The sequence below is a fragment of the Vibrio sp. 1288 genome (genome assembly GCF_033344475.1).
The window spans coordinates 1-574 of the sequence record NZ_JAWPOX010000887.1 but is presented as its reverse complement, the minus strand read 5'-3'; the positions used below and the strand labels follow the sequence as shown (position 1 = coordinate 574).

At 45.8% G+C, this 574-nt stretch carries 1 protein-coding gene; it reads right to left on the bottom strand.

All coding sequences use genetic code 11. From position 1 onward, the window contains the following. Positions 1 to 430: putative 4-hydroxy-4-methyl-2-oxoglutarate aldolase (locus tag R8O11_RS29920; protein WP_318195219.1), on the bottom strand; the 430-nt coding region annotated here is incomplete at its 3' end. Positions 431 to 574: the final 144 nt, after the last annotated feature.

Sequence of the window (574 nt, the reverse complement as noted above, 5' to 3'; positions counted from 1 at the left end):
CATGATGTTTTGGTTGAACAATTTGGTTCAGCATCGTTAACGTCACGTTGACTTCACCCACACCACGCTTTTCCGTTTTAAACGGGCATGTACCCAGCGCTTGCACTCCTATGTCCATTTGCGACATTTGTGCCACATCACGCACCGCTCCGTACACGATGATACCTTCCCAACCATTTTCGATACCGAGTATCGCCAGCTGATCACCAAGCAGCGCTTTTTGGCAGGAACCGTGTCCATCAACAATCAAGACTTTGCCAGTGCCATCCTGTTCTAGAACTTCACGTACTTTAGAATTATCGTGATAGCAACGCACTGTGACAATTTCGCCATGAAAGGCGGTACGTTGACCAAAGTTCTGTAGCGGTAAATTTAGCAACGTCACTTGGTCTTCGAATTGATCACAAATATCTGGTGTTATGTCTCTCATATTTCCTCCGTGAATTTGCTCGCTCGGGCATAACCCCAACGAGAGATATCCTGTTATACGAGCCTGTCGTTAATTTTTCCTAGCCAATGTTTTTTGCTCGGTGCCGCGCACGCAACTAAGTAAAGATCACTATCTATCACATAG